This window comes from Micromonospora chalcea (genome assembly GCF_002926165.1).
GTDB classification, from domain to species: domain Bacteria; phylum Actinomycetota; class Actinomycetes; order Mycobacteriales; family Micromonosporaceae; genus Micromonospora; species Micromonospora chalcea.
Genome location: NZ_MAGP01000045.1, coordinates 1 through 7,320, shown reverse-complemented (window position 1 = coordinate 7,320; position 7,320 = coordinate 1). Strand labels below are relative to the sequence as shown.

Genomic DNA, 7,320 nt, shown 5'->3' with positions numbered 1-7,320 from the left:
GGTGCGGGGCGGGGGGTTCTGCGGCGTACCAGGGGCGGCCGGGGAAGACGGTCACCCCCGCTGCCGCGGCAGCCGTGGTCACCGCTACGTCGTCGGTGTTGTCGGGCAGGCGTACCCAGAGGTGCAGGCCGCCGCGCGGGACGTCGCGCGGCGCCAGCTGCGGCAGGTGGCGGTTCAGTGCGGCGAGCAGCGCCTCCCGGCGGGCCCGCAGGTGCACGCGCAGGCTGCGGCGGTGCCGGTCCCACGCGGGCGCGGTGAGGAACTCCAGCGCCGCTTGTTGCAGCGGCCCGGCGACGAACAGGTCGTCGAGCAGGCGGGCGGCGCGCAGCCGGGCTCCGGCCGGTCCGCGCGCCCCGAGCGCGGCGATGCGCAGGCCGGGCGCTGCCGGTTTGGTGAGTGAGCGCAGGTAGACGACGTGCCCGTCGGGGTCGTCGGCGGCCAGCGGTGGCGGGGCCTCGCCGTCGATGGTGAGGTCGCGGGCGTAGTCGTCCTCGATGAGGAACGCCCCGGCGTCGCGTACCGCCTCGGCGACCTGGGTGCGTCGTGCGGGGGAGAGCGTCGCGCCGTGCGGGTTGGCGTGCAGCGGCTGGCAGTAGAACAGGCGGGCGCCGGTGCGGGCGAACGCGGCGGCGAGCTGGTCGGGGCGTACCCCGTCGGTGTCGGCGGGCACCGGCACCACCCGCAGCCCGGCGGCGCGCGCGGCGGCGAGCGCGCCCAGGTAGGTGGGGGATTCGACGAGCAGCGTGTCGCCGGGTGTGGTGAGCGCCCGCAGCGTGGTGGAGAGCGCGGCCTGCCCGCCCGGGCAGATCACCATGTCCTCGGCGCGCAGGCCCCCGCCGGCCGCTCGGGCGAACCAGGCGCGCAGGTCGGCGCGTCCCTCGACCGGGCCGCGCTGCCACGCCGCCGGTTGCCGGGCGGCGCGGGCGAGCGCCGCGCCGAGCGCGGCGGCCGGCTGGAGGTCCGGGTCCAGGTAGCCGCCGGTCAGCGGGATCGCGCCCGACGGCGGTAGCGACAGCAGCGCCTGCATCTCCTCCTCGCCGTCGCGCCGTGAGCCCAGCGCGACGGTCTGCCACGACAGGTCCGGCCGTGGTGGGTCGGCGCGCCGGTTCGACACGTACGCGCCACGTCCCGGCCGTGTCTCGATCAGGCCGTCCGCGACGAGCCGCCGGGTCGCCTCGGCGACGGTGACGGGGGAGACGTGATGGTGGGCGGTCAGCTCCCGTACCGACGGCAGTCGCGTGCCGGGGACGGCGTCCGCCGCCAGCGCACCCAGATGCCGGACGACACGCTCGATAGCGCTACCATCATTCATGACAGCACAGAGTAGCGCTACTGCACCAACGACGGTAACGGTGGGAGCGGGCGGCGGGGTTGCCCTCGGCGCGCTGGGCGTGCTGGCCTTCAGCATGTCGCTGCCGGCCACCCGCGTCGCGGTGCACACACTCGACCCCTGGTTCGTCGCGTTCGGACGGGCCGTCGGCGCGGCGCTGCTCGCGTGGGCCTACCTGCGGCTCACCGGCGCCCCACGCCCCGCCCGGGACCAGTGGCGACGGCTGTCGATCGTCGCGCTCGGCGTTGTGGTCGGCTTCCCGCTGTTCACCTCGCTGGCGCTCACCACACAGACATCGGCGCACGGCGCGGTGGTGGTCACCGTGCTGCCCGCCATGACGGCGGTGTTCGCGGTGCTGCGGGCCGGGGAACGGCCGCCGCCGCTGTTCTGGATCGCCAGCGTCGCCGGACTGGCGCTGGTGCTCGCGTTCCTCGCCGCCGGCGGCTCGATCCGCGGGGCGCTGGCGCCCGCCGACCTGTACCTGCTCGCCGCCGTGGTGCTCTGCGGACTCGGGTACGCCGAGGGCGGCCGGCTCGCCCGCGAACTCGGCGGCGCCCGCACGATCTGCTGGGCGTTGCTGCTGTCGCTCCCGGTCACCGTGCCGGTCACGGCGGTTGCCGCTTTCGTCCACCCGCCGCACGGCGGCATCGCCGCCTGGGCCGGGTTCGGCTACCTCACAGTGGTGTCGATGTTCCTCGGCTTCTTCGCCTGGTACGCCGGGCTGGCCCGGGGCGGCATCGCCAAGGTCGGCCAGATCCAGCTCGTCCAGCCGGTGCTCACGCTGATCTGGTCGGCACTGCTGCTCGGCGAGGCGGTCACGCCCGGCGCGCTCGTGGTGGCGGGCGCGGTACTCGCCTGCGTCGTGCTCATCCAGCGCACCCGGGGCGGCGCGACACCGTCGCGCGCCCCGGGCCGGTCGCCCTCAGCAGGGCGCGATGGTGCCGGTCACGCTGGAGACGTACGCGTGGCTGACGAAGTGTCCTGACGCGAGGCGGTTCCACTGGGTGGTGGTCCGGTACGGGCCGCTCACCGACTGGCCGCTGACCGAGCACTCGATCGGCACGTCGGCGTACGTGGCGGCCAGCCCGACGACCGGGTTGCTCGTGCTGGGACCGGAGCGGATGTTGAGCGGCCCGCTGCCGATGCGACCGCGCGTGCCGGTGCCGGTCCAGAGGTAGGCGACGTCGACCCAGGCGTTGTCGGTCAGCAGCAGGCCGTCCCAGAACGTGCCGTCGGCGAGGTCGATGCCGGCCGGGCTGCCCACCACCCGTCCGAACTGGTCCCGCCCGCCGTTGTAGCCGCTCTGGTACGCCGCCTGCGCCTCGGGCCGGCCCTGCGGCAGGTCCTTCCACATCTCCCGAGTGCTGCTGGGGTTCCAGTAGTCGTCCTTGGTGTTCCACGGTCCGACGTCCCAGACCGGCGCGTACTCGCAGCGGCTGCGGGTGGTGGTGCAGACCCGCACGGTGTAGTCGCCGGTGTTCTTCGGCGCGAGTCCGCGGAACGAGGGCAGCGCGACGAAGTGGTCCCGGGAGACGATCACGTGCCCGTTGGCGGTGGTGCCGCCGACCAGGCCCTCGCGGGTGGCGTACACCCGGTAGGTGAGGCCGGGCGTGGCGGCCGTGACGGCGGCGACCGAGTCGGCGGTGAGCCGGAGCGTGCGCAGGCTGGGCGCGGCGGACGGCCGGTCGGCGGTGAGGACCACCCGGATCTGCACCCGGGTGACCGGCTGGTCGAAGACGGCGGCGCCGGTCACGGCCCGCCATTCGGTCCACGCGCCCGATCGCCAGCCGCGCGCCGCCACCTCGACGGCGCCGTCGCGGGCGGGGACTGCGACGACGTCGGCCCGGACCCGGTTGGCCGGTGCGGCGAGTGAATGCGGCGCGACGAGCAGCGTGCCCTCGGCCGCGATGCTGCGCCGGGCCGCGGGCCGGTACGCCGGGTCGGCGAGGCGCAGTTCCGTGCCGGTCCAGCGGACGTTGACGTCGTCGGAGTCGATTCCGACCAGGTCGGCGCTCCAGGTGTTGCCGGTGGCCGGTGCCGCCAGGGGCGCGGCGGGGGCCGGGGAGGCGGCCAGGACGGCGGCGACCGCGCCGGCGACGACCGCCGGGGTGCGGGTCCTGCGGGATCGGGACATGGCGCTCCTCGTGGGGGCGGAGTTAGACAGATGTCGATGCATGGGTGAGGTGCAGGCAACCATCGATCTCGCCGCCCGTCAAGGTGGCGTCCCCGGCGTCCGGCCGCCCTGAGCAGTGCAAAAAACCTGCAAACGCTACCTCTTGCCCTGAGCGAAAGCGCTTTCATACGATCGCGTTACATCGATGTTTCGTTTGCGGCCCGGGCATCGCAGATGAACGACATCCGCCGGCGACGCGCCTGATCGCGTCGCGGCTCCGCACTATTCCCATTCGGTTGCTGCCGCGGCTCGGCGGCAATTCCCGCGTGCTCGAAAAAGGAATGAGGCGACATGAGAAGACCAGTCGCGCTGCGACTCCACGCGGCACTGGCCACGGCGGTCGTCGGTATCGCCGTCGCCGTGGCGCTGCCGTCCCCGCAGGCGTCGGCGGCGGCCGGCAGCGCCACCGGCTACGCCACCCAGAACGGCGGCACGACCGGCGGCGCGGGCGGGCAGACCGTACGCGCCACCACCGGCACCGCCATCCACGCCGCGCTCTGCGGCCGGGCCAGCAGTAGCACCCCGATCACCATCGAGGTGACCGGTACCATCAACCACGGCAACACCAGCAAGGTCTCCGGGTCGAGCTGCAACACCGCGGACGGCGTGATCGAGCTGAAGCAGATCAGCAACGTCACCATCATCGGTGTGGGCAGCGGCGCCGTCTTCGACCAGCTCGGCATCCACATCCGCGACTCGCGCAACATCATCATCCGGAACGTGACGGTGCGCAACGTCAAGAAGTCGGGCTCGCCCACCTCCAACGGCGGCGACGCGATCGGCATGGAGAGCAGCGTCCGCAACGTGTGGGTCGACCACGTCACGCTGGAGGCGTCCGGCGGGGAGTCGGAGGGCTACGACGGCCTGTTCGACATGAAGGACGACACCCAGTACGTGACGCTGTCGTACAGCATCCTGCGCAACTCCGGCCGGGGTGGCCTGATCGGATCGAGCGAGAGCGACCGCGGCAACGGCTACATCACGTTCGAGCACAACCTGTACGAGAACATCGACTCCCGTACGCCGTTGCTGCGCGGCGGGATCGCCCACATGTTCAACAACCACTACAACGGGCTGCACGAGTCGGGCATCAACTCCCGGGCCGGGGCGCGGGCCAAGGTGGACAGCAACTACTTCCGCAACTCCAAGGACGTGCTCGGCACGTTCTACACCAGCGAGCGCGGCACCTGGCAGGTCAGCGGCAACATCTTCGACAACGTGACCTGGTCCTCGCCGGGCAGCGACAACTACCCGGCGGGGCCGAACGTGACCTCGACGACCACCGTGAGCGTCCCGTACTCGTACCGGCTCGACGCGGCGAGCTGTGTGCCGGACATCGTGCGGCAGACGGCGGGCGCGAACACCGGCCTGCGGGTGTCCGACGGCAACTGCACGCCGCAGTCCCCGGCGCCGACGACGCCGGGGCCGACCACGCCCGCACCGACCACGCCGCCGCCCGGGACGACCACCCCGCCGCCGTCCGGCGGGACCAACCTGAGCCTCGTCTCCGGCGCCGGCGCGGACGGGTCCAGCAAGGCCGACGGCACCAGCTACGGCAACGTGCGCGACGGCAACCTGAGCACGTACTGGTCGCCGTCCGGGTCGACCGGCACGGTCTCGATCAAGTGGGGCTCGGCCACCACCGTGTCCCGCGTGGTCATCCGCGAGCCGTCCGGCACCTCGGGCTCGATCGGGTCGTGGCAGCTCGTCAACAACGACACCGGCGCGGTGCTGGCCTCCGGCAGCGGGGCCGGCCAGATCACCTTCGGTGCGACCTCGCTGAAGAAGATCAACTTCAAGATCAACAGCTCCAGCGGTACGCCGAGAGTCGGCGAGTTCGAGACGTACGCCAGCTAGCACGTCACACACGAGCGGGGGCGGCCGATCCGGCCGCCCCCGCCCTTGTTGCGTGTCCCCGGTCAGAGGGTGAGCACGACGGTGGAGATGCTCCGCGCGCCGACGTTCACGGTGACCTGGTTGCCGTTCACACCGACCGGCTGGCTCGCCGCGCTCGCGTTCTGCGACGTGGCCACGTACTCCGCCCGGCTGACGTTCTGCGGCGCCTGGATGATCGCGTTGTTCACCGCGCTGGTGGACCGGTTGAGGATCACCAGCGTCACCTTCCCGTCGCCCTGATAGGCCGTCACCTCCAGCGGCGACGCCTTGGAGCTCTTGGTCAGGGCGACCCGCTGGTAGCCGGGACGCACGTACTTCGCGTACTGCGAGAACGCGTACCCGCGCTTGAGCGGCGCGCCCGCCACGGTGCCGTACGCGGACTCGCCGTCACCGATGAACGAGTAGTAGCGCTTGCCGTACCACCAGACGTACGCGCTCCAGTTCGACTCCATCGACTTGTGCACGGTGCGCATGATGTCGTCGAGCGTCTCGTTCCAGGCCGCGGCGTTGGCCGGGTTGCCCCAGATGTTGGAGCCGCCGCCGTCGGCCTCGTGCAGGTTCCACTCGGTCATCCACACCGGCTTGTTGTACTGCTGCGCCAGCGTGTACGGCTTCAGCCGGCCGGACGCCTCGGTGCCGTACAGGTGCCCGCCGATGTAGCCGATGTTGTTGCGGGCGGCCGCGTCGTTGAGCGTCGGGTCGGTGTAGCCGTAGTTCAGGTTCACCGCCTCGGCGACCATCAGCTTGGTGTTCTGCACCTTGGCGCCCTGCTCCCGCACGAAGGTCTGGAGTTCGGTGCCGCTCCAGTCCATCGAGTCGTAGTCAGGGTGCCAGTCCGGCTCGTTCTGCACGGACGTGACGTCGATCGTCACACCCTGGTTGCGCATGTACTGGACGTAGCTGTTGAGGTGGTTGGCGTAGTCGTCGTAGTAGTCGGTGCGCAGCTTGCCACCGTTGATCCGGCTGTTGTTCGTCTTCCAGGCCGCCGGGGCGGTCCACGGCGACGCCATGATCTTCACGTTCGACCCGTACGACTTCGCCGTGCGCAGCGCGCTGACCTGGGTGCCCCACTCGCCGGACACCGGCGAGATGCCGGTACGCACGATGGACAGGCCGAGCTGGTTGGGGCCGAGCCCGACGAGCGTCTGCGTCTCGGCCGTCGACCAGGCGCCGCCCCAGATCGACACGGCGGCGCCGAACCCGTCGATCGTCTGGTAGCGGCTGGCGGTGTTGACGGTGATGTCCGCCGCCCCGGTCGGCGGCGGGGTGCTGGGCGAGGTGGTCGGCGAACTCGTCGGTGACGTGGACGGCGAGGTGGACGGCGACGTGGGCGTCGTGCCGCCGGTGCAGGTCACCCCGTTGAGCGCGAAGCTCGTCGGCGCGGGGTTGCTGCTGGTCCAGGCCCCGTTGAACCCGAACGACGTGCTGCCGTTCGTGGGGATGGACCCGTTGTAGTCGACGTTGCGGGCGGTCACCGCCGCTCCGCTCTGGGTGACGGTGGCGTTCCACGCCTGGGTGACGGTCTGGCCGGCGGCGTAGGACCAGGTGAGCGTCCAGCCGTTGACCGGGTCACCGAGGTTCGTGACCGTGACGTTCGCGCCGAAGCCGCCCTGCCACTGCGACGACACGGCGTAGGTGACCGCGCATCCGGCGGCTGCCGCTCCGGCCGGCAGCGCCGCGGCCATCGCGGTGGACGCCAGCAGGACCGCGCCGGCCGACAACACCGCGGTACGGGTCGTTCTGTGCCTTCTCATGCGACCTTCCTTCCTGGACGGTCCGGCTCAGCGCTGGAGGGTGAGCAGTCCGGGGCGGTAGGGCAGGAGGCCGTAGTCGCCGCCGGAGTTGGGGGAGCGGCCCTGGTAGAGCAGTTGGAGGTTGCAGGGGTCGACGGTGAAGGTCTGGTCCGCGGTGGTGCGGATGA

General features: G+C 71.9%; 5 protein-coding genes. 2 read left to right on the top strand and 3 right to left on the bottom strand.

Features of this window, described 5'->3' with window-relative positions; translation table 11 throughout:
• Window positions 1-1,312: aminotransferase-like domain-containing protein (locus BAW75_RS05490; RefSeq protein ID WP_104112856.1), on the bottom strand; the 1,312-nt coding region annotated here is incomplete at its 3' end.
• 40 nt (window positions 1,313-1,352) lie between these two features.
• On the opposite strand from BAW75_RS05490, the gene BAW75_RS05485 reads away from it, so the two are divergent.
• Entirely contained in the window at window positions 1,353-2,315 is a 963-nt protein-coding gene (locus tag BAW75_RS05485; RefSeq protein ID WP_104112855.1) for a DMT family transporter, read from the top strand.
• Here BAW75_RS05485 and BAW75_RS05480 read toward each other — a convergent pair.
• Window positions 2,253-3,464, bottom strand: coding sequence for a hypothetical protein (locus tag BAW75_RS05480; RefSeq protein ID WP_104112854.1), 1,212 nt, complete (start codon window positions 3,462-3,464; stop codon window positions 2,253-2,255). The two genes, BAW75_RS05485 and BAW75_RS05480, sit on opposite strands and share 63 nt — an antisense overlap.
• Before the next feature lie 330 nt (window positions 3,465-3,794).
• Between BAW75_RS05480 and BAW75_RS05475 the strand changes: the two genes are divergently transcribed.
• A complete protein-coding gene (locus tag BAW75_RS05475; RefSeq protein WP_104112853.1) occupies window positions 3,795-5,360 on the top strand; it encodes a pectate lyase family protein in 1,566 nt (521 codons plus the stop codon).
• Window positions 5,361-5,422: 62 nt separating this feature from the next.
• On the opposite strand, the gene BAW75_RS05470 is transcribed toward BAW75_RS05475, so the two are convergent.
• Window positions 5,423-7,153 carry a cellulose binding domain-containing protein gene (locus tag BAW75_RS05470; RefSeq protein WP_069089768.1) on the bottom strand — a complete coding sequence of 577 codons (1,731 nt, stop codon included), beginning with the start codon at window positions 7,151-7,153 and terminating at the stop codon, window positions 5,423-5,425.
• Window positions 7,154-7,320: the final 167 nt, after the last annotated feature.

Excerpts from the sequence above, each read along its gene's own strand:
- BAW75_RS05480 (WP_104112854.1), bottom strand. The coding sequence starts at position 3,464 with ATGTCCCGATCCCGCAGGACCCGCACCCCGGCGGTCGTCGCCGGCGCG.
- BAW75_RS05475 (WP_104112853.1), top strand. The coding sequence starts at position 3,795 with ATGAGAAGACCAGTCGCGCTGCGACTCCACGCGGCACTGGCCACGGCG.
- BAW75_RS05470 (WP_069089768.1), bottom strand. The coding sequence starts at position 7,153 with ATGAGAAGGCACAGAACGACCCGTACCGCGGTGTTGTCGGCCGGCGCG.